Origin of the sequence: Solilutibacter silvestris, from assembly GCF_002895945.1 — a bacterium.
Lineage (GTDB): Bacteria > Pseudomonadota > Gammaproteobacteria > Xanthomonadales > Xanthomonadaceae > Solilutibacter > Solilutibacter silvestris.
In genome coordinates this window covers 674,548-693,383 of the sequence record NZ_NPZB01000002.1, presented here as the reverse complement: position 1 = coordinate 693,383, position 18,836 = coordinate 674,548, and the positions used below count along the sequence as shown (strand labels likewise).

Genomic DNA, 18,836 nt, shown 5'->3' with positions numbered 1-18,836 from the left:
TGTGCATCTCAGCGTTTGCGACGACCCAAACGACAACGGGCGCCGAAGCGCCCGTTGCGGTGTTGCTTGAAACTGGCGCAGCGCGATTACGCGGCGTCGGCTTCGACCACAACCTTGACGGTGGTTTCGACGCCGGCTGCGAAATGCAGCACCACATCGAACTCGCCGACGTGGCGGATCGGGCCTTCGCCCATCACCACTTCGCTCTTCTGCACCGGATGTCCGGCGGCGGTCAGGGCCACGGCGATATCGCGCGGGGTCACCGAACCGTAGAGCTTGCCTTCGGCCGAGGCGTGCGACTTGACGGTCACGCTCTGGCCTTCCAGCTTGCCGCGGCGGATTTCGGCTTCGTCGTGGACGGACTTGGCCTTGGCTTCGTAGTCGGCGCGCTTGGCTTCGAACTGCTCCAGGTTGGCAGCGGTGGCCGGCACGGCCTTGCCCTGCGGCACCAGGTAGTTGCGGCCGTAGCCCGGCTTGACGGTCACGGTGTCGCCGAGGACGCCGAGGTTCTGCACTTTCTGCAGGAGGATGAGCTTCATTGCATGTCTCCGTTAGCGATCAGGGATCGCAGCGAATGTTGTCCGGATGGACGAAAAATCAGGCGTCGTGGTTGTCGGTGTACGGCAACAACGCGAGGAAACGGGCGCGCTTCACCGCAGTCGCCAGCTGGCGCTGGTAATGCGACTTGGTGCCGGTGATGCGGCTCGGGATGATCTTGCCGTTCTCGGTGATGTACTGGCGCAGCGTGCCGAGATCCTTGTAATCGATCTCCTTGACACCTTCGGCAGTGAATTTGCAGAACTTGCGGCGGCGGAAAAATTTGGACATGGGTGTGCTCCTCAGGCGGCTTCGGCGGTGTCGTCGGCGGCTTCGCTCGGGGCGTCGCCTTCGTCGTCACGGCGGCGACGTTCGCCACGCTCCGGCTTCTCCGGCTTCTCGTCCTTGTTCTTCATGATCAGGGACTGCTCGCTGACGGCTTCGTCGCGGAGGATGACGAGATGGCGCAGCACCGCATCATTGAAGCGGAAGGCATCGGCCAGTTCGTTGAGGGTGGCCTGCTCGCACTCGATGTTGAGCATGATGTAGTGGGCCTTGACCAGGTTGTTGATCGGGTAGGCCAGCATGCGGCGGCCCCAATCTTCGACGCGGTGGACCTTGCCGCCGGCATTGGTGATCGTCGCGGTGTTGCGCTCGATCATGCCCGGCACCTGTTCGCTCTGGTCCGGGTGGACCAGGAACACGACTTCGTAATGACGCATTGTGGTTTCCTTGTGGATGACCGGACGGCAGGATGCCGACCGGAAAGCCCTCTGCCATCGGCGAACCGACGCGTTCGGGCAAGACCCCCGCGGTTGCGGGAGCCGAATATTATGGCATGGATCAAGGAGTTGCGGGAGGGCGCCGCGGTTACGCCCGCTCGGCGTCCGTGGTGAAGCTCTCGCCGCAGCCGCATTCGCCCTTCACATTGGGGTTGCGGAAGACGAACTGCTCGTTCAGGCCCTGCTTGATGAAGTCGATCTCGGTGCCATCGACCAGCGGCAGGCTGTCGGCATCGACCAGCACATGCACCCCGTCCTGGGCGAAATCGCGGTCACCGGGGGCTGCGGCATCCGCCATCTCGATGTGATAGCCCCAGCCGGAGCAGCCGGTACGGCGTACGCCAAAGCGCAGGCCGGCCTTGTCGGGTTCGGCGACGAGATAGCTGCGGACGCGTTCCAGCGCTGCGGGGGCGAGAGTGACCATGGCGCGATTCTATATGTGTAGGCAGGAAGGATGGCGAACGTCGTTTAAACTTGCCCATTCAAGATGGTTGCGGACGAGGCAGGATTCAAGACATGAGCACGACTTCGGTCGCCGATGCGCTGGCAGGCAAGTTTCCCGAGGGCAGCGGCGTGCGCGTGCGCGGCTGGGTGCGGACGGTGCGCGGCTCCTCCAATCTCGCCTTCGTCAACGTCAGCGACGGTTCCTGCTTCGCGCCGATCCAGGTGGTCGCAACCGACACCTTGGCCAATTTCGACGAGATCAAGCGGCTGACCCCGGGCTGCGCGGTGATCGCTGCCGGCAAGCTGGTGAAATCGCAGGGCAAGGGCCAGGGTTTCGAACTCCAGGCCGATGCGGTCGAAGTGGTCGGTTGGGTCGAGGAACCCCTCACCTATCCGATCCAGCCCAAGCCGATGTCGGCGGAATTCCTCCGCGAAGTCGCCCACCTGCGCCCGCGCACCAACCTGTTCGGCGCGGTCACCCGCATCCGCAACACGCTGGCGATGGCGGTGCACCGCTTCTTCCATGAGCGTGGATTCTTCTGGATTTCGACGCCGATCATCACCACCTCGGATGCCGAAGGCGCCGGGCAGATGTTCCGCGTCTCCACGCTGGACATGGCCAACCTGCCGATCAGCAAGGACGGCCAGGTCGATTTCAGCCGCGACTTCTTCGGCAAGGAAACCTTCCTTACCGTGTCTGGCCAGCTCAATGTCGAGGCCTACTGCCTCGCGCTGAGCAAGGTCTACACCTTCGGGCCGACCTTCCGCGCCGAGAACAGCAACACCACGCGCCACCTCGCCGAGTTCTGGATGATCGAGCCGGAGATCGCCTTCGCCGACCTCAACGACGACGCCGACCTCGCCGAAGATTTCCTCAAATACTTGTTCCGCGCCGTGCTCGACGAACGTGGCGACGACATGGCCTTCATCGCCGAACGCGTGCAGAAGGACGCGATCACGCGCCTGGAAGGATTCATCAACGCGCCGTTCGAACGCATCGACTACAGCGACGCGATCAAGCTGCTGCAGGCATCCGGCAAGAAGTTCGAATTCCCGGTGGAATGGGGCCTCGACCTGCAGACCGAACACGAGCGCTGGCTGACGGAAGAACACGTCGGTCGTCCGGTCGTGGTGATGAACTATCCCGAACAGATCAAGTCGTTCTACATGCGCCTCAACGACGATGGCAAGACCGTCGCCGCGATGGACGTGCTGGCACCCGGCATCGGCGAGATCATCGGCGGCAGCCAGCGCGAGGAACGCCTGAACGTGCTCGACTCCCGCATGGCGCAATTCGGACTCGATCCCGAGCACTACGACTGGTACCGCGATTTCCGCCGCTACGGCAGCGTTCCGCACGCCGGCTTCGGACTCGGCTTCGAACGCCTCGTCGTGTACGTGTGTGGTCTCGGCAACATCCGCGACGCCATCGCCTACCCGCGCGCGCCGGGCAGCGCGGAATTCTGATGATCCTGTTCTTCGCCATGCTGTTCCTCGCCACCGCGATCGCCGGTTTCTGCGCCTTCGTGATCTTCTGGCCGCTGTCGCTGGTGCACCTGCGCGATCGCCACCCTGGCCTGCGTGGCCAAATCGGCGAGTTCTCCTTCCTCAATCCGAAAGCACTGGCTTGGCTGCTGAGCACGCGCTACCGCGAAGTACGCGATCGCAGCTTTACCGGCCTGGCAACGCCGGCCTGGGTCGCCTTGCTGGTGATCCTCGGCGCGTTGTCGCTGGCCGGGTTGCTGTGGCTGATCTCGGCATTGTTCCCGGCACTGGCACTGTACTGACATGCACGACAACGACATGCTCGACGATGGACGCACGCACGACGAATGGTGGCTGGCCAGCCTCGGCCGCACGCTGGTGTGGGCGCGCCTGCGTATACGCGAAGCCGGCACCGCGGAGGTGCTGGACTCCGATGGCAACACCCTGTCCTACGACAGCCTGGATACTGCGCGCGCCGCGCTGATGGATGCCGAATTCGTGCCATTCGACGGACTCGATGAAGACGATGCCCACGCACGCGGATTTCGTCTCGGCGAAATCACTCCGCCCGAAGCCTCGAGTGATGATGGATTGCGACACCAGATGGTGCGGATGCTAGGCGCGCGCGCCTGACCCCAACGGAGACGCAACATGGATCTGGATCTCACCGGCAAACGCGCACTGGTCTGCGGCGCATCCGAAGGCATCGGTCGCGCGACCGCGCACGAACTGGCATTGCTTGGCGCCGAAGTCACGGTGCTGGCGCGTCGCCGCGAGGTGTTGGAAGAAGTCGTTCGCGCCTTGCCGACACCAAAGGGACAGCACCACGGGTTGATCGTCGCCGATGCGGCGGACACTGTCGGCCTCGCTGAAGCTGCGCGCGAACTCGCCGCGCACAGCCCGGTGCACATCCTGATCAACAACAGCGGCGGCCCGCCCGGCGGTCGCGCCATCGATGCCGACGCCGGCGCCTTCCTCGATGCCTACACCCGGCACCTGCTCGCCAACCAGGCACTGGCGCAGGCATTGGTCCCGGGCATGCGCCACGCCGGCTACGGCCGCATCGTCAACATCATCTCGACCTCGGTGTACGAACCCATTCCCGGCCTCGGCGTCTCCAACACCACGCGCGGCGCCGTCGCCAGCTGGGCCAAGACCTTGTCGCGCGAATTGGCCGCCGATGGCATCACCGTCAACAACGTGCTGCCGGGATATACCGAGACCGGACGCATCGACCAGCTCGTGCGTGGGCGCATGGCGAAAGAACAGGCCGACGAAGCCGCCATCCGCGCCGACATGATGGCCGGCGTGCCGGCAAAACGCTTCGCGCGCGCGGAGGAACCGGCGGCCCTGATCGCCTTCCTGTGCGCGCCGGTGGGCGGCTACATCAACGGCCAATCGATCGCCGTAGATGGCGGCCGCATGCAATCGATCTGATCCACGCCTGAACAGGTAAGCTTGGCGCATGCAGCGCTATCCGCACTGGATCGACGGCAAACCCTGCCCGCCCGCGGGCGGCACGTGGTTGGGCGTATCGGAACCAGCGAGCGGCAAGGTCATCGCGCAGGTCGCAGCCGGCAATGCGCACGACGTCGATGGCGCGATCGCCGCCGCGGCACGCGCGTTCCCGTCATGGTCGTCGCTGCCGAATTCGCAACGCGCGCGCTGGCTGGAACGCCTGGCCGATGCGCTGGAAGATCGGCTGGAAGATGTCGCGCAAGCCGAATCGCGCGATGGCGGCAAACCCATCACATTGGCGCGCGATGTCGAAATTCCGCGCGCGATCGCCAACCTGCGCTTCTTCGCCCATGCCGCGACCCAGTTCGCCAGCGAGTCGCATCACGGCGAGGCCGGGCTCAACTTCACCCTGAGGCAAGCGCTGGGCGTGGTGGCGACGATTTCGCCATGGAACCTGCCGCTCTATCTGTTCACGTGGAAAATCGCGCCGGCTCTCGCCGCCGGCAACTGCGTGGTGGCCAAGCCATCCGAAGTGACGCCGCACAGCGCGACGCTGTTGGCCGAAATCGCCGCAGATATCGGCTTCCCAAGCGGCGTGTTCAACCTGGTGCACGGCGCTGGCCCGGCAGTCGGCGAAGCGCTGGTGACGCATCCGCAGGTGAAAGCGATTTCCTTCACCGGCAGCACCGTCGTCGGCAAACGCATCGCCACATTGGCGGCGCCGCTGCTGAAGAAGGTGTCGCTGGAACTCGGCGGCAAGAACCCGACGCTGGTGTTCGCCGATTCCGACTGGCGCGCCAATCTCGACACCATCGTGCGTTCGGCCTTCCAGAACAGCGGGCAGATCTGCCTGTGCGGATCGCGATTGCTGATCGAACGCGCGATTTACGACGAATTCCGCGACGCCTTCGTCGCGCGCGTGCAAGCATTGCGCGTCGGTGATCCGTCCGATCCCGCGACGCAACTGGGTCCGCTGGTGTCACAGGCGCATTTCGACAAGGTCCTGCGTGCACTGGCGACCGCCCGCGATGAAGGTGCGCAGGTGTTGTGCGGCGGCGCTGCGATTGATCGTCCCGGCTGGTTCATCGCCCCGACCGTGCTGGAAGGACTCGGCCCCGACAGCGCCACCAACCGCGAGGAAATCTTCGGTCCGGTGGTGACGCTGCAAACATTCGACGACGACGATCACGCCCTCGCACTCGCCAACGCCAGCGACTACGGCCTCGTCGCCACGCTATGGGATCGCAACCTGCCGCGCGCGCTGCGCTTCTCGCGCGAATTGCGCACCGGCATGATCTGGATCAACACTTGGCTGATGCGCGACCTGCGCACGCCGTTCGGCGGCAGCAATCAATCCGGACTCGGTCGCGAAGGCGGCGTCGAGGCCATGCGTTTCTTCACCGAAGCAAAGAACGTGGGGATCGGAACATGAAAGGCGTCGTTCGCTCATTGCTGATCGCATTCGCATGTTTGTTCGCATCCGGCCAAACCTTCGCCCAAAGCAAGGATCCAGTCGCGTTCGCCCGCTTCATGCAGAAATACCAGTCCTACAAGACGCCATTCGCGCGCTTCCGTTTCTCCATCAATCCGCACCAACTCGCCGACTCCAGCGTCAATTTCTGGGCGGGCCAATTGGCGGCAGCCGACGCCAGCATCATGGGCCGGCCCAACGATGCCTTGTTCTATTTCCCGATCGCGAGCCCGGCGGCCAAATCCCTGCCCGATCCCGCGAACTATCATGCCGTGGATGCGCGGGACTGGATCGCCGCGCAAGCCCCCCGCTATCGCATGGTGATGATCAACGAAGCGCACCACGCCCCGCAAACCAGACTGCTGACGCTCTCCCTGCTCAAGCCACTGCACGATTCCGGATTCCGTTATCTTGCGCTGGAAACATTGCGCAACGATGGCCACAATCCGGTCCCCGCCGGATATCCGGTCAGCGATTCGGGCGAATACACCCAGGAACCGGTGATGGCCGATCTGGTCCGCGAAGCGTTGCGCCTCGGCTACACACTGGTGCCGTACGAGTCCGATGATCGCGAGCTGCGCGACATCGCGGGACGCGAGGCATCGCAGGCACATAACCTGCAGAGATTCATGGCGGCGCATCCCGATGCGAAAATCCTGCTGCACGCCGGCTATGCACACACCGCGAAAGCGGATTCCGTGCTGATCTCGGGAGCGCCGACGATGGCGACAGATCTCGTCAAGGCGACCAAGGTTCGCGTCCTGTCGATCGATCAGGTGAAGCTGACGCCGCTGTCGTTTTCATCGCACGAAGTCATCGACACGCAGGAACGGCTGGCGAAGGAGTTCAAGACCACGGGGCCGGTGGTCTTCATCAACCAGTCCAATGATTCGGCCTGGGCCGCGGAGCCCGGCGCGTACGATGCCAGCGTATTGCTCCCCGCTTCGCCGACGCAGGTGATCCGTCCCGACTGGTTGGCCCTGGATGGCCAGCGCCACAAGATCTACATGGATGCCAAGCCCTGCGGCTTCCATTTCCCGTGCCTGATCCAGGCGTTCTATTCCGGCGAACCCGATCAGGCGATTCCCGCCGATCAGATCGTCATGATGGTCGAAGCCGACACCAACACCCCGCTCTTCCTGCGCGAAGGGTATTACCGCCTGCGCTATGTCACGGAAGAAGACCAGAAAATCATCGAACGCCAGTTCATCGTCAAACCCCCCGGCAACAATCACTGACATTCGCATTCTCGGAATCACATCTTGAACCGTCTCCGCAATCTCCTTGCCAGCAACCGCGCCTGGTCCGAACGCGTCCACGCCGAAGACCCGACCTTCTTCGAACGCCTGTCGACACAGCAGGCGCCGGAATACCTGTGGATCGGCTGCTCCGATTCGCGCGTGCCCGCCAACCAGGTAGTGGATGTCGCGCCGGGCGAAGTGTTCGTCCATCGCAACATCGCCAATGTCGTGGTGCACACCGACCTCAACTGTCTGTCGGTGATCCAGTTCGCCGTCGATGTGCTCATGGTCAAGCACATTCTTGTCGTCGGCCATTACGGCTGCGGCGGTGTACACGCGGCACTCAACGGCACGCGGCTGGGACTCGCCGACAACTGGGTGCGCCATGTCGCCGATGTCGCCCACAACCACGCCGACGTGCTGGCGCGCCACGACGATCCGACGCTGAAACACGACCGCCTGTGCGAGCTCAACGTGCTGGAACAAGTGGTCAACGTTTGCCAGACCACCATCGTGCAGGACGCCTGGGCGCGCGGCCAACCGCTGACCGTGCATGGCTGGGTGTACACCTTGCGCGATGGGCTGGTCCACGATCTCGGCATCAGCGTCGCCAGCAGCGCCGACCTGGCGCGTGAATATCCCGAAGCCCTGGCGCGCATCCGCAGCGACGTGGAGGATCGATGAGCGACGCCGGCATCCACAGCGGCAACGCACCGAAACCGGTCGGCCACTATCCGCATGCTCGACGCGTTGGCCAGTGGCTATATCTCTCCGGCGTCGGCCCACGTGACCCTCTGAGCAATTCCGCGCCGGGAAATGTCTACGCGCAAGACGGGGCGCTGGCGAGTTACGATATCGCCGCGCAAACGCACTCGGTGTTCGCCAATGTCGGGCGCATCCTTGCCGATTGCGGCGCCAGCTGGGACGACGTCATCGACGTCACCGTCTACCTCACCGACATGGCGCGCGATTTCACCACCTACAACGCCATCTGGGCGCAGTATTTTCCCGATGCCGCGCGTGCGCCCTGCCGCACCACGGTCGGCATCACCGCATTGCCGGCACCGATCGCCATCGAATTCAAGTGCGTGGCGCTGTTGCCGCCACCTGATCGCACCAGGAGACACCATGCCATTGCCCGATCCCATCAACCTGCAACAATGGATCGATGAACATCGCCACCTGCTGAAACCGCCGGTCGGCAACAAATGCATCGTCGATGGCGATTTCGTCGTGATGATCGTCGGTGGCCCCAACGCGCGCACCGACTATCACTGGGAGAAGGGTCCGGAATGGTTCTTCCAGATCGAAGGTGAGATGGTGCTGCGCATCCAGGAAGACGGCAAACCGCGCGACATCCCCATCCGTGCCGGCGAAACCTTCTACCTGCCGCCGAAAATCCCGCATTCGCCGCAACGCATGCCCGGCTCCATCGGCCTGGTGATGGAGCGTCGTCGCCTGCCGCATGAGGACGATGGCCTGATGTGGTTCTGCGTGAACTGCAACCACAAGCTGCACGAGGAGTTCTTCCACCTGGTCGATATCGAGAGCGATTTCTTCCGGGTGTTCGAACACTTCTATCGCGACGAGGCGTTGCGCACCTGCAAGCAATGCGGCACCTTGAACCCGCGCCCCACGCGTTACGAACTGGATGCGCATTCGGAAGCCGACATCACCTGAGTGGACAGCCGACCCGCTGGTTCATCCGCCATTCCGCCGCCGCCGGGATCATGGCGATGTATACCGTTTCCCGGATCATCCTTGATGAAAGCCCTGCTCGTTCTCGCCCTGACCGCCACCACCTTGTCCGCCCAGGCCGCAACGCCTGCGGCGTCTCCCGCGACGGGCGGCACCCAGGCGATCGAATGCTTCGCCGTCTACAAGATGGCCGGCGACGCGCCGCAGAACGCCAGCCACAAGGCCGACATCGCCAAGTTCCAGAACCTGATGCAATGGTCGATGGAGAAAACCGGCGTCACCCAGCAAAAATTCAACGGCACCGTGGATACGTTCATGGCCAAGTTGCGCAACATGGGCCCGGTGGACGGGCAGAAATACATGGACGGCAAGATCGCATCCTGCAATACCTATGCCAAGGCGCAATACGACGCCTTCAACAAGGAAAAAGCGGCAGCGCCGACCAAGTAAGCGGCATCACCACTCGGTGCGCTGCGGCAACAGGCCGCGCAGTTCGGCATCGGTGAGATTGCGCCACTGCCCCGGCTTGAGATGGCCGAGCTTGACCGCACCGATGCGCACGCGCACCAGCTGTTTCACCCGATAACCGAAGTGCGTCGCCATCAGGCGGATTTGCCGGTTCAGGCCCTGCACCAAGGTGATGCGAAACCCGAACGGCCCGAGCTTGCCGGTCTTGCACGGCAAGGTGAGCTGGCCATGCACCGGCACCCCGCGTGCCATCCCGCGCAGGAACTCATCGACGACCTGGCGGTTGACCGCGACCAGGTATTCCTTTTCCAGCTTGTTTTCGGCGCGCAGGATCTCGTTGACGATATCGCCGTTGCTGGTGAGCAGGATCAACCCTTCCGAATCCTTGTCGAGCCGACCGATCGGAAAGACCCGCTGCTGGTGATCGACGAAATCGACGATATTGCCCTTCACGTCGGGCTCGCTGGTGCAGGTGATCCCGATGGGCTTGTTCAGCGCGATGTAGACATGACGGCGCTTGCCAGCGGCAGCTCCACGCACCGCCAGCTTCTCACCATCGATGCGGACATCATCGCCCTCGGCCAGTTCCTGGGCGACGCGGCCGCGTTCGCCATTGACGCTGACGCGGCCGGCAGCGATCAGACGATCGGCCTCACGGCGCGAGCATAGCCCGGTCTCGGAGATATATTTGTTCAATCGCATGGGACGATTGTCCCACGGAAGACCATGGTGGGTGCCGACGCTCAAAAAAGAGCCCGGTTGCCCGGGCTCCTCTTCTTCCTTTGATCAATGCCCTTGCGACATCGATTTCTGCTGTTGCAGGTGTAGAGCGTTTTGCTGTGTCTGTTGCAATTGCTGCACATCCTGCTGCAACTGTTGCGTGCTCTGAGCCACCGGCACCTGCGAGGCCTGCGCTTTGTTGGACAGCTCGCGTTGTTGCGCCGGATCGCGCAGATCGCCCTGGATCATCACCAGGTTCTGCTTGTTGGTGGTTTCCATCACGTGATCGACCTGCGTCAGGCCCGACGCGCGTGCTTGCCAGGTCATGTTGGCCAGGGCTTGCGTGTATTCCTTGTCGCTGTGGAATCCCAGTACCTTCGCGCCACCGAGCTTGTCGGTCTGCGCCTTGATCTGTTCGTACATGGCGTGCGATGGATGGCCAGCTTCGTTGATCAGCGGGTGACGAGCGGCATGTGCCTGAGTCGCGACATGGGCTCCATGGCCCGTTGTCGAGAAAGAATGATACCCAGCAGCTGTGTGATGACGAGGCACCATGTGACCATGCGGCGGGTCGGCATGAGTCGGTTGCCCGAGCTTGCCTTCCTTGATGTTTTGAATCGTCTCCGGCGTCAATACTTTTTGCCAGTGCTCGAAACGTTTCAGCCGATCGGGCAGGCCATTTTCCTTGCCATTGATATCATGGGTCGCAAGTTTGACGTTGCCGTGATGCTTCTCGGATACCCGCGTATCCCAGTACCACAGCGCAATCTTGGTCGCGTTTTCCGGCCTTGATGCCAACTCCGGATGATTGACCAGATCGAGTCCGAGATCCTTTCCGGCAGCGGTATAGTTCGCCTTCCCGGTCAATTGGATATATCCGCGACCGTGATATTTGAAGCCATCCCCGGGCAGGTCGTTGCCGAGATCCTTGCGCATCCCATACATCAACTCCGCAAGTGCGTCCGGCCGACCGTGCAACGCCTCGACTCGTGCAGCCTCCAACACTTTGTCGCCGTGTCTGTGGGCTTGAGCAACTGGTATCTGGCCAATGCCCTTGGTGTAACGAAAGCCTTCCTCCAACCGGCTCAGCCCCATCGACTCATGGGTCGTCTGGGCCATGAAATTCGCAAGTTCCCTCGGATTCGTGATCCCGTGGGCAACTGCGGCCTTCAATACTTCCTGCTCTCTATCCTGACTCATTTGCAACTCCTGTGTTACGGCGCGCTGACGACGCGGTGATCCTTGTCTCGCCTCTATCGAGGCTGTTTCTCCTGGAAATCATTCGGATTGAATTCCGAAAACGCAGCGCCATGCGCCTTCTGGAACTTCGTGATTTTTGGGTCCTTCCCGTCCTCCCAAACCGTATTGACGTAGCTCTCGGCAAACCAGCTCTTCTTTTCACTGGAATATTTGAAGGTCGCTTCGTCCCCCCATTTGTCCGAAGAGCCACCGCCCATCGCGATCACGAACACGCCTCCATCATCAATTCGAATAAAGGCAAACGGGTCTCCCGCAATTCCTCCACACGTCGCGCAGGGCACGATATGGTCGTTCGTCGCTGCGACGACGTATTTGCCACCTTGATCCCCAATCAAGATCATCAGCTTGCGCCTAGCGCCTTCACCGGCCACTTTGCTTGTGTTGACTGAATCCTCGACGAGCATCAAGACATCGGGAATGCCATCACCATTCAAATCACCTTTTTGGGTATCGACGATTGTGTAGCCACGTGGCACCAGTGCGTTCAGCTCCATAGGCTTCTGGTTTCCTGATTGGGGACGAGCTGTCGGTTGAGATATGGCCATGGCCGCTGTTGTTGCAGTCGGCTGTTTTGCATCAGATGCAGGCGCCTTTTGACCTTGGACGTCACTGCCGGGCGGTGGTTTGCAAGCCACGATAGCTCCACATATCAGTGCGATCGCAAAGAGTGGGCGCATCACCGAATCCTCACAGACAGGCTGCAGGCGCTATATTCAACTTTGCATGCTGTGCCACTAATCTGCTCGCAATTGTTCACGGACTCTTCTTCAGCTTTCCGCAGATCGACATTTGCCCCAAACCCAGATTTACCGCCCCCCCAAGCTGTAGCTAGGCAGGAATTACGCACTTGCGCTTGAATTTTGCAGCCGCCGCCACCGCAGTCTTCGATGGCCTCCTTAGCTGCTGCTCTTTTACTTCTAGCAACTGAAGCCCATCCGATAGAACCAGTCTTACTATCTAAGGCAATCGCACCGTATCGGTCCTGCCAAATCGGACCGGTGTAGGTTTGAGCTGATGAATTGCTCCCGTCGTCTCCGCCACATCCCGGCTGCCCCGGCACTACACCAGGGGGGCATCCGGGCACCTGTACTTGCGCATGTCCTGTAAGAGAACCGAATAACAGCAGAACCATCAGCAGAAATTTGTTCACGCCTGATCTCCATCCACACGCAACTTGCGCTGGGAATTCGACCGTATTTCATCCTGTGTCGGCTGAATGGATGATTGATTACCTGCCAAGTTCCTATTGGCACCATGATGGGAGCCGGGATTGCTTGCCCCTAGGTTTCTCTGCTCATGGTTCGCCGAAGGCGCCTGCTGCCCAATCACACTCCCTTGACCATCCCTCACCATGCCTCCGCCACCATGCGGATCCGGCTTGGTATGTCCGAATTGCGAATACGCGTTGAACCCACCCACCGTCGCATTGAAGAACTGTGCCGCCAGCGGCGGACAAGTCACCAGCAACACCGTCAGCACCATCCCCAATCCACCCTGCTGCATCGCGACGGTGTTCAAGCCCTCCATCGCCCCGACGTTGTTGATCGCCAGCGTGTATTTGACGAACATCGCCGCGCCTACCGCCGCCACCATCTTCATTGCTACTGACACCATGAAGCAAAGCACAGCCAGCGAGAAGCAGGTGCCGATACCGTATTGCAGCCACTTCGAGAAGAGGCTCTTGGTCGACTGGAACAGCAAGCACATGATGAACAACGGCCCAAGGCCGACGAACAGTGCCAGCGCGACCTTGTACATCAGCAGCAGCGCACCGCCGACCACTGCCGGGCCCGCGGTTCCCACAGCGCTCATCGTGGTGATATGGCTGAGCTGATCCTTCCAGGCATCCGCACTGCCGCCAGCGGTTGCATAGGAATCCAGCAAGGCGAATGTCGACTGCATCAACGTCAGGTTCTGGTCAATCTGCTGCGCCGGTGAGACCTCATCGACTGTCACCAGCCCGGTGATCGCCCGCGGCAAAGTGTTGCTCAGCAAGTCGGAAATGTCGTTGCCAAATAGCGAGAACGTACTCGCAACCAAGGTGATCAGCACTACCCGCATCGAGTTGGTCACCAGCGCCATCATCGGTTCGCGCGAACGACCGGTGACGATCAGCCAGCCTTGGAAGATGATCCACGACACCACCATGATCGTGCCAAACAAAAGGATCCACTGGATCAATCCGCTGACCAGGTTGGTGCGGAAGATCTCGATTTCCTTGTCCAGGAACTTGAAGATCAGGCTGAAGAATATCCATTGTCCGATGCTGCCCATGTGCTCTCCTCAATCCCCCTGAACGCAGCCGTTCACTGGCCGCGCTGCTTGCTGTGCAACGGCGAGTTGTCACCCAATGCAAGTGTCATTACAGCCATCGTCGCCGCGTCATTGGCCAACTGGCCGCCAACACCGCCCAATGGGCCGCCGCCACTGCTGTCGGTACCACTCGTGCCATTTAGTGCCATCTGACTCAGGCGATCCTGCACACCCCGCAGATAAGTCACACGCGCGCTATAGGCATCGTTGTAGGTCTTCTGTTGTTGCTGGTCGATCTGGATCAGCGCGATCAACGCCAACATGCGGTTGGTATTGTCCTGGAGCTTTCCGGCCGCGAGCTCATCGATGTTGCCGCGATCACGCTCGATCTGCTGCAAGCGCTGATAACGGACGTCGGCCAATTCGCTCATCATCACGTTGTATTTGAATTGCGCTTTTTGCGTTTCCAGAATGTCCTTGCACAACTTGTACTGCTGGTCCGGGATGCCGTCCCCGGCTGTACTGCTGGCGCTGGAAATCGCCGAGCCAGTGTCGATTCCATCCACCTTGGGCGCATCGGGCTTCTTCGGCTTGGGACACCTCGTTTCGTCGCTCATGTCGACACTGGACAGCTTGGCGGATGCATTGGCCGTCAAGGTCACATCCGTCGACTTGAACATGACATCAGGATCTTTGTAGCGCCCCTGCTGCTCACCCTTCTGAGCATCCGGACTGAGGTCACCTTTGGTCACATTACTTTGATTCTTTTGATAAGTGAGCAAATCATCGCTGTTCGGATCGCCGATGGACTTGTGGATCGCCTTGAGCTCATCTATCGCCTCGCTGTCATTCACCGCCCAATCCGCCCAGGCGCCCACGCTGATGGTGAGGCAGGCGGTCATGACGATCGCCATCGCGGTGCGCAGCCGGCGGCGGCCCGGATTATTGTTCTTGATTTGTGCGGTCGCCATGTGCGTGCCCTCCCTAGTTTGTGCGTTCAATTGCCGCGCCCGGCCATGCGGCGGGTTGTGGCATCTTTGTCGTCATTACCACGACGTTTGCCGGAACCCTTGCGGCGCTCGTAGAACTCGGGCAACCACTGTTCGGGTTTCAGTTCGTTCTGAGATACTTCGTGGCGCATCGCCTGTTCTTCCAGCAGTGCGTGCAGGATTTCGATGTTGTCGGTCGATGCGGAAATCACCGCGAGTTCGTCGTCCATGCCGCGCAGGTTGAGCTGGCAGACATTGGCGGCGTGGCCCTGCTTCACCAGGAAGCAGCGCGAGCGTTCATCCAGGCTCACCACCACGTTGTATTCGGCTTCGGTGAGCTTGAGGCCGTCGACGTAGTCTTCCTTGCTGGCGTTCGGGTTCGGCAGCAGGATCAGGGTCGCGGTCTGTTCGATCAGCGCGGCGGCGATGTCGCTCTGCAGCGCGTCTTCCGGGCTTTGCGTGGCGAAGATGCCGAGGCCGTTCTGCTTGCGGATGGTCTTCTGCTTGTTCTTGGCGAAATCCTTCAGGCCGCCCTTGCCTTCCAGGATCTTCCAGAATTCATCCATCACGTAGATCAGCGGACGGCCGTCGATCAGCGCTTCGAGGCGGTGGATCAGGTAGTTGATCACCGGCACGCGTACTTCCGGGTTTTCGATGATGTCGGTGTAGTCGAAACCAATGATGCTGGCGCGGCTGAGATCAACGGTATCGACCGGGTTGTCGAACACCCAGCCCAGCGAATTGCCCATGGTCCATTTGCGCAGGCGTGCGAACAGGCCGTCGTCGCCCATGTTGGGCAGGCTCTTCTGGAAGTTGGTCATGCTGCGCAGCTGCATCGGCATGTCGAGCATCGCCTCGACCGCGCGATAGATTTCTTCTTCCTCGCGCGCGGTGTAGACCGGCTTGGCCGCCAGCACCTTGATCAGGTCGGAGAGGAACTGGACGTTGGCTTCGCTGTTCTCGCACTGGAACGGGTTGAAGCCGGTGGGCTGGCCGCTTTCCAGCGCCAGGTAGTTGCCGCCGCAGGCGCGCACGAAGATTTCGGCGCCGCGATCCTTGTCGAAGAAGAAGATGGTTGGCACCGGATCGAACTTCTGCACCTGGCTCAGCAGGAAGTTGATCAGCGCGGTCTTGCCGGTACCGGACTTGCCGATCACCATGGTGTTGCCGATCGCCTTCTCTCCCAGCGAATTCTCGCCCGGGTGGGTGGCGTGGAAGTTGAAGAAGTACGGCTGACCGTTGGTGGTCTGCAACGTGGTGACGCACTCGCCCCACGGGTTGTTGTCCTTCTTGCCGACTGCGAAGTTGTGCAGCGGCGACAGCCCGAGGAAGTTCAGCGAGCTGACGTTTGCGGTACGGGTGCGATAACGCCAGTTGCCGGGGAATTGCGAATAGAACGATGGCGCGACGGCCATGTCTTCCTTCGACGAGACGAAGCCGGCATTGGAGAGTTCGGCGCGCGTTGCCGCGATCTGCTGGCCGAGTTTGTCCTGCGATTCGGCGTACAGCGCGATGATGAAGTGGTATTCGCCGAGCACGAAGTTGCCGGAGGTAAGCTGGTCCATCGCCACATCCAGTTCCTGGATCTGCGTATAGGACTTGTCGCCGGACGAGATCATCATGCCCTTGGTGCGTTCCAGTACCTTCAGCGCATCGGCGCGCCCCTTCGGGCTGAAGGAGTGGGTGATGACGTATTCGAAGTCGAGGTACTTCAATCCATTGAGGATGCCCGGCCAGGTGCCTTCCGGGTATTCCTTGACGTTGAGGATGGCGCCGTACTGGTTGACGTTGTTCGGCGGGTTGACGACGAAATCGCCGCTCTTGACCGAGAACATCAGGCGACTGACCGGCAGGTAATCCTTGATCGCCGCGTTGAGCACCGGCACCGGCTCGTCGATGCGATTGAGGATGTAGCCGTAGAGTTCGAGGATTTCCGAGAACACCACGCCGTTGTCGGCCTCATACATGCCGAGGCGATACGGCGAGTAATCCTTGAGCACGGCCTCGACGTTGGCGGCGAGTTCCTGGATGCGCGCGACCGCTTCCTTCTGCAAGCGTTCGAGGCGGCCGACGTCGCTGACCTTGTCCTTGATGCGCAGGCCGCCGTGCGGGCGATAGACCATGCACAGGTACAACTCGTTCTGCATGATCTTCTGCGACGACAGCGCTTCGAAATAGCGATCCGACATCTGCTGGTTGAAGTCATGCCTGAACTTGGCGCCACTGCCGATCCTGCGGCGGCGACGGATGTCGTGGACCCAGAACGCGACGTTGAGGAAATCCGGCGCGCGCAGGGTCTGCAACAGGCGGTTGAACGTGGCGTGCTTGTGCTCGATCTCCCATTCCTCGCGGCCAACGAACGGCAGCCCGCCAAGGTTCCACACCACGAGGTAATCGCCGCCCGTGGTCTTGATCACCGTGGGCGAGACATGGGTGGAGAACGGGAGGAATTCGCTGACAGGGGTATCGGGTCTGAACATCAGTCGCGTGGCGCCGGTTTTTCGCGGTAGGGATTGGGATTGAAGACCCACAGTCCATCGTGGTCGCCGGTATTGCGCATACGCGTGCGCATGCCCAGCTTCAATCCCAGCAAGGTGAAGATGTGTTCGTCACGCCGGGCCATCATCCGCATGATGTAGATGACGACCGGCGCGAAGACGATGAACAGCAGGTTGCCGCTGTACATCGCGATCAGCAGCACGCCGCCCGCCCCGAGGAAAAACGGGACATAGGGCACGCCCAGGAACATGGGCGGGCGGGTGCAGCCGCGGAACATGACGTTCTTATGCACGGTAGCCGCGATCGAGGGTGATCACGTAGCCGGTGGTGGTGGTACCGCCAACATCCGCTGCGCAATCGCCACTGCCCTTCATCTTGTCGTTGCCGATCACCATCGAGGCGATCTGGGCAGCGGCACCGATCAGCAGGCCACCGATCAGGATCGGGGCGACGTCGGAAATGCGCTTGTGGGCGAAGGCGATCTGGTAACCGGCGAAAATGACCGCAACGGTCACGATCAGGATCGAGGCAACCTTGAGGATGTCGTAGACGTTCTTCATCACGCCGCACAACTTGGTCTGCGCTTCGGTCTGCGCCATCACGTCAGGCGCGAACAGACACAACGTGGCCAGCAGCAGCATGGCGAGCAATGTCAGGTTGGGCTTGCGGGAAGAAAGTTTCAGTTTCATTTTCGACTCCTGGGTGGATGCAACGGTTAAAAGACGAAGGCATCGTCGCCGGCAGATTTCTGCGTTGGCGACGACATGGGTTGCGATTGCATTTGTGCCTGCATGGGTTGCGCCATGACCGGCTGTGCCATGACGGGCATGGCGACGGCAGGCAGCGCCTGCATCGGCAGTTGTTGGGTGGGAACGGCCTGCGCTTGCACCAGCGCAGGCAGCACGCCACCACGACGATCGATCAGGCTGCGGATATCAAGCTGGCCTTCGTTGCGGATCACGGCTGCCCGGATGGCCTTTCCGCGCGCGGCAACACGCGCACCCGCTGCGCCGCGCTGCGTGCGGTTGCGTGAATCAACCACCGGGATTGGCGCGACGCCATCGGCCTGCGCGACGCGATCGCCCCACATCGAGCGTTCGATCTTCTGCACATAGCCCTGGCGATAGCCGGTGACGAAATTGCCCGAGTAGTAGCAACTGAAGGACTTGCCCCAGTGGCCGCTGGCGCGCTGGTTGCATTCGGCCAGGATCTGCGAACCCGCCTTGAGGTTGGCGCAGGGCTGGAACGCGGCGGCATAGGTCTGCAGGCCGTACTTGCGCAGGTTGTAGCGATTCACCTGGGCCAGGCCGAGCGAGAAGTTGTAGCCGCGGTCTTCCAGCATGCGCACGGTCGCCAGCGCTTCCGGCAACGTCTTCGGCTGGCGCGCCAGATGGCCGCCGACGACCCCTATCGCATAGGGGTTGTAGGACGACTCGACGTTGACGACGTGCTGCATCACCTGGGCCGGAACGGCCAGCGGGCAACCCATCAGTTCAAGACCAAGCAGCATCTCTCCCCCCTGAAAGAAGTG

General features: G+C 61.4%; 24 protein-coding genes. 10 read left to right on the top strand and 14 right to left on the bottom strand.

Going from position 1 to position 18,836, the window contains the following annotated elements; translation table 11 throughout:
• Nucleotides 1–86 precede the first annotated feature (86 nt).
• The 4 genes from rplI to Lysil_RS10845 all read right to left on the bottom strand — a co-directional run bounded on the left by rplI (nt 87) and on the right by Lysil_RS10845 (nt 1,743).
• The gene (rplI, locus tag Lysil_RS10860) at nt 87–539 is read right to left on the bottom strand and encodes a 50S ribosomal protein L9 (RefSeq protein WP_103075593.1); all 453 of its coding nucleotides are present in this window, start codon (nt 537–539) and stop codon (nt 87–89) included.
• A gap of 58 nt (nt 540–597) precedes the next feature.
• Nucleotides 598–828, bottom strand: coding sequence for a 30S ribosomal protein S18 (rpsR, locus tag Lysil_RS10855; RefSeq protein ID WP_103075592.1), 231 nt, complete (start codon nt 826–828; stop codon nt 598–600).
• An 11-nt stretch (nt 829–839) separates the two neighbouring features.
• Complete coding sequence (gene rpsF, locus Lysil_RS10850; protein WP_103075591.1) at nt 840–1,259, bottom strand: 30S ribosomal protein S6; 420 nt, start codon at nt 1,257–1,259, stop codon at nt 840–842.
• A 148-nt stretch (nt 1,260–1,407) separates the two neighbouring features.
• Nucleotides 1,408–1,743, bottom strand: coding sequence for a HesB/IscA family protein (locus Lysil_RS10845; protein ID WP_103075590.1), 336 nt, complete (start codon nt 1,741–1,743; stop codon nt 1,408–1,410).
• Nucleotides 1,744–1,835: 92 nt separating this feature from the next.
• Here Lysil_RS10845 and asnS point away from each other — a divergent pair, with 92 nt between their 5' ends.
• From asnS to Lysil_RS10795, 10 genes are all read left to right on the top strand, one after another.
• The gene (gene asnS, locus Lysil_RS10840) at nt 1,836–3,230 is read left to right on the top strand and encodes an asparagine--tRNA ligase (protein ID WP_103075589.1); all 1,395 of its coding nucleotides are present in this window, start codon (nt 1,836–1,838) and stop codon (nt 3,228–3,230) included.
• The gene (locus Lysil_RS10835; RefSeq protein ID WP_103075588.1) at nt 3,230–3,550 is read left to right on the top strand and encodes a hypothetical protein; all 321 of its coding nucleotides are present in this window, start codon (nt 3,230–3,232) and stop codon (nt 3,548–3,550) included. Before asnS ends, Lysil_RS10835 begins: the two co-directional genes overlap by 1 nt.
• Nucleotide 3,551: 1 nt before the next feature.
• Nucleotides 3,552–3,881 (top strand): hypothetical protein, encoded by a 330-nt coding sequence (locus Lysil_RS10830; protein WP_240600512.1) that lies wholly within the window; start codon nt 3,552–3,554, stop codon nt 3,879–3,881.
• Nucleotides 3,882–3,899: 18 nt separating this feature from the next.
• The gene (locus tag Lysil_RS10825) at nt 3,900–4,685 is read left to right on the top strand and encodes an SDR family oxidoreductase (protein WP_103075587.1); all 786 of its coding nucleotides are present in this window, start codon (nt 3,900–3,902) and stop codon (nt 4,683–4,685) included.
• Nucleotides 4,686–4,713: 28 nt separating this feature from the next.
• Nucleotides 4,714–6,138: an aldehyde dehydrogenase gene (locus Lysil_RS10820; RefSeq protein WP_103075586.1), complete on the top strand. Its 1,425-nt coding sequence runs from the start codon at nt 4,714–4,716 to the stop codon at nt 6,136–6,138.
• Nucleotides 6,135–7,415, top strand: coding sequence for a hypothetical protein (locus tag Lysil_RS10815; RefSeq protein ID WP_103075585.1), 1,281 nt, complete (start codon nt 6,135–6,137; stop codon nt 7,413–7,415). The genes Lysil_RS10820 and Lysil_RS10815 overlap by 4 nt, the downstream gene beginning before the upstream one ends.
• Nucleotides 7,416–7,439: 24 nt before the next feature.
• Entirely contained in the window at nt 7,440–8,102 is a 663-nt protein-coding gene (gene can, locus Lysil_RS10810; RefSeq protein ID WP_103075584.1) for a carbonate dehydratase, read from the top strand.
• Nucleotides 8,099–8,590 carry a RidA family protein gene (locus tag Lysil_RS10805; RefSeq protein ID WP_103075583.1) on the top strand — a complete coding sequence of 164 codons (492 nt, stop codon included), beginning with the start codon at nt 8,099–8,101 and terminating at the stop codon, nt 8,588–8,590. The genes can and Lysil_RS10805 overlap by 4 nt, the downstream gene beginning before the upstream one ends.
• Entirely contained in the window at nt 8,547–9,098 is a 552-nt protein-coding gene (locus tag Lysil_RS10800; protein WP_103075582.1) for a 3-hydroxyanthranilate 3,4-dioxygenase, read from the top strand. Before Lysil_RS10805 ends, Lysil_RS10800 begins: the two co-directional genes overlap by 44 nt.
• Nucleotides 9,099–9,182: 84 nt before the next feature.
• A complete protein-coding gene (locus tag Lysil_RS10795) occupies nt 9,183–9,566 on the top strand; it encodes a hypothetical protein (RefSeq protein ID WP_103075581.1) in 384 nt (127 codons plus the stop codon).
• Between the two features lie 6 nt (nt 9,567–9,572).
• Here the strand turns inward: Lysil_RS10795 and Lysil_RS10790 are convergent, their stop codons facing one another.
• The 10 genes from Lysil_RS10790 to Lysil_RS10745 all read right to left on the bottom strand — a co-directional run bounded on the left by Lysil_RS10790 (nt 9,573) and on the right by Lysil_RS10745 (nt 18,815).
• The gene (locus tag Lysil_RS10790) at nt 9,573–10,286 is read right to left on the bottom strand and encodes a pseudouridine synthase (RefSeq protein ID WP_103075580.1); all 714 of its coding nucleotides are present in this window, start codon (nt 10,284–10,286) and stop codon (nt 9,573–9,575) included.
• Nucleotides 10,287–10,370: 84 nt separating this feature from the next.
• Nucleotides 10,371–11,504, bottom strand: a complete 1,134-nt coding sequence (locus tag Lysil_RS10785) for an XVIPCD domain-containing protein (RefSeq protein WP_103075579.1) — start codon at nt 11,502–11,504, stop codon at nt 10,371–10,373.
• 53 nt (nt 11,505–11,557) lie between these two features.
• Nucleotides 11,558–12,241 carry a hypothetical protein gene (locus Lysil_RS10780; protein WP_129588429.1) on the bottom strand — a complete coding sequence of 228 codons (684 nt, stop codon included), beginning with the start codon at nt 12,239–12,241 and terminating at the stop codon, nt 11,558–11,560.
• Nucleotides 12,241–12,696: a DUF4189 domain-containing protein gene (locus Lysil_RS13735; RefSeq protein WP_425477174.1), complete on the bottom strand. Its 456-nt coding sequence runs from the start codon at nt 12,694–12,696 to the stop codon at nt 12,241–12,243. The genes Lysil_RS10780 and Lysil_RS13735 overlap by 1 nt, the downstream gene beginning before the upstream one ends.
• A gap of 14 nt (nt 12,697–12,710) precedes the next feature.
• Nucleotides 12,711–13,838, bottom strand: a complete 1,128-nt coding sequence (locus tag Lysil_RS10770; RefSeq protein WP_103075576.1) for a TrbL/VirB6 family protein — start codon at nt 13,836–13,838, stop codon at nt 12,711–12,713.
• A 32-nt stretch (nt 13,839–13,870) separates the two neighbouring features.
• A complete protein-coding gene (locus Lysil_RS10765; RefSeq protein WP_103075575.1) occupies nt 13,871–14,788 on the bottom strand; it encodes a hypothetical protein in 918 nt (305 codons plus the stop codon).
• A 26-nt stretch (nt 14,789–14,814) separates the two neighbouring features.
• Entirely contained in the window at nt 14,815–17,286 is a 2,472-nt protein-coding gene (locus Lysil_RS10760) for a VirB4 family type IV secretion/conjugal transfer ATPase (protein WP_103075574.1), read from the bottom strand.
• On the bottom strand, nt 17,286–17,597 hold the full coding sequence (locus tag Lysil_RS10755) for a VirB3 family type IV secretion system protein (RefSeq protein WP_103075573.1): 312 nt from the start codon (nt 17,595–17,597) through the stop codon (nt 17,286–17,288). Before Lysil_RS10755 ends, Lysil_RS10760 begins: the two co-directional genes overlap by 1 nt.
• Nucleotides 17,590–17,994 carry a TrbC/VirB2 family protein gene (locus Lysil_RS10750; RefSeq protein WP_103075572.1) on the bottom strand — a complete coding sequence of 135 codons (405 nt, stop codon included), beginning with the start codon at nt 17,992–17,994 and terminating at the stop codon, nt 17,590–17,592. Before Lysil_RS10750 ends, Lysil_RS10755 begins: the two co-directional genes overlap by 8 nt.
• A gap of 26 nt (nt 17,995–18,020) precedes the next feature.
• Nucleotides 18,021–18,815, bottom strand: a complete 795-nt coding sequence (locus Lysil_RS10745) for a lytic transglycosylase domain-containing protein (RefSeq protein ID WP_103075571.1) — start codon at nt 18,813–18,815, stop codon at nt 18,021–18,023.
• Between the last annotated feature and the right edge of the window lie 21 nt (nt 18,816–18,836).

Bases quoted from the DNA above. Each gene is read 5' to 3' on its own strand.
- asnS (WP_103075589.1), top strand. From the start codon at position 1,836: ATGAGCACGACTTCGGTCGCCGATGCGCTGGCAGGCAAGTTTCCCGAG.
- Lysil_RS10800 (WP_103075582.1), top strand. From the start codon at position 8,547: ATGCCATTGCCCGATCCCATCAACCTGCAACAATGGATCGATGAACAT.
- Lysil_RS10825 (WP_103075587.1), top strand. From the start codon at position 3,900: ATGGATCTGGATCTCACCGGCAAACGCGCACTGGTCTGCGGCGCATCC.
- Lysil_RS10845 (WP_103075590.1), bottom strand. From the start codon at position 1,743: ATGGTCACTCTCGCCCCCGCAGCGCTGGAACGCGTCCGCAGCTATCTC.
- rplI (WP_103075593.1), bottom strand. From the start codon at position 539: ATGAAGCTCATCCTCCTGCAGAAAGTGCAGAACCTCGGCGTCCTCGGC.
- Lysil_RS10795 (WP_103075581.1), top strand. From the start codon at position 9,183: ATGAAAGCCCTGCTCGTTCTCGCCCTGACCGCCACCACCTTGTCCGCC.
- Lysil_RS10785 (WP_103075579.1), bottom strand. From the start codon at position 11,504: ATGAGTCAGGATAGAGAGCAGGAAGTATTGAAGGCCGCAGTTGCCCAC.
- rpsR (WP_103075592.1), bottom strand. From the start codon at position 828: ATGTCCAAATTTTTCCGCCGCCGCAAGTTCTGCAAATTCACTGCCGAA.
- Lysil_RS10760 (WP_103075574.1), bottom strand. From the start codon at position 17,286: ATGTTCAGACCCGATACCCCTGTCAGCGAATTCCTCCCGTTCTCCACC.
- Lysil_RS10815 (WP_103075585.1), top strand. From the start codon at position 6,135: ATGAAAGGCGTCGTTCGCTCATTGCTGATCGCATTCGCATGTTTGTTC.
- Lysil_RS10790 (WP_103075580.1), bottom strand. From the start codon at position 10,286: ATGCGATTGAACAAATATATCTCCGAGACCGGGCTATGCTCGCGCCGT.
- Lysil_RS13735 (WP_425477174.1), bottom strand. From the start codon at position 12,696: ATGGTTCTGCTGTTATTCGGTTCTCTTACAGGACATGCGCAAGTACAG.
- Lysil_RS10830 (WP_240600512.1), top strand. From the start codon at position 3,552: ATGCACGACAACGACATGCTCGACGATGGACGCACGCACGACGAATGG.
- Lysil_RS10770 (WP_103075576.1), bottom strand. From the start codon at position 13,838: ATGGGCAGCATCGGACAATGGATATTCTTCAGCCTGATCTTCAAGTTC.
- Lysil_RS10835 (WP_103075588.1), top strand. From the start codon at position 3,230: ATGATCCTGTTCTTCGCCATGCTGTTCCTCGCCACCGCGATCGCCGGT.
- rpsF (WP_103075591.1), bottom strand. From the start codon at position 1,259: ATGCGTCATTACGAAGTCGTGTTCCTGGTCCACCCGGACCAGAGCGAA.
- Lysil_RS10745 (WP_103075571.1), bottom strand. From the start codon at position 18,815: ATGCTGCTTGGTCTTGAACTGATGGGTTGCCCGCTGGCCGTTCCGGCC.
- Lysil_RS10765 (WP_103075575.1), bottom strand. From the start codon at position 14,788: ATGGCGACCGCACAAATCAAGAACAATAATCCGGGCCGCCGCCGGCTG.
- Lysil_RS10805 (WP_103075583.1), top strand. From the start codon at position 8,099: ATGAGCGACGCCGGCATCCACAGCGGCAACGCACCGAAACCGGTCGGC.
- Lysil_RS10750 (WP_103075572.1), bottom strand. From the start codon at position 17,994: ATGAAACTGAAACTTTCTTCCCGCAAGCCCAACCTGACATTGCTCGCC.
- Lysil_RS10780 (WP_129588429.1), bottom strand. From the start codon at position 12,241: ATGCGCCCACTCTTTGCGATCGCACTGATATGTGGAGCTATCGTGGCT.
- Lysil_RS10820 (WP_103075586.1), top strand. From the start codon at position 4,714: ATGCAGCGCTATCCGCACTGGATCGACGGCAAACCCTGCCCGCCCGCG.